Raw genomic sequence first — 245 nt, 5'->3', positions numbered from 1 at the left:
CAGTGGGCGGCGGCGTCGGCATCTTCTTTTTGGCCAGCAGGTGGGCGCCACGAATTTCGTCCGGATCGAAGAACAAGGCGGCATCCAGATCCGGACAGGTCCGGCCTTTGCGCATCAGATACGTCACGCGCCAAGCCACCACCAGGAACAAGGCCAGCGCGCGCTCAATCCGGTCGACAGCGGCCAATTGCAGGGTCTCGACTTCGCAGCCATTCTTGAGGACATGGAAATAGATTTCGATTTCC

The 245-nt window shown here is 59.6% G+C and carries 1 protein-coding gene; it reads right to left on the bottom strand.

All coding sequences use genetic code 11. The features are described from left to right. Positions 1-245: IS4 family transposase (locus F6X37_RS38205; protein ID WP_316252041.1), on the bottom strand; the 245-nt coding region annotated here is incomplete at both ends.

The sequence above is a fragment of the Paraburkholderia sp. 31.1 genome, assembly GCF_014397645.1.
GTDB lineage: Bacteria > Pseudomonadota > Gammaproteobacteria > Burkholderiales > Burkholderiaceae > Paraburkholderia > Paraburkholderia tuberum.
This window is presented reverse-complemented; position numbering and strand designations above follow the sequence as displayed.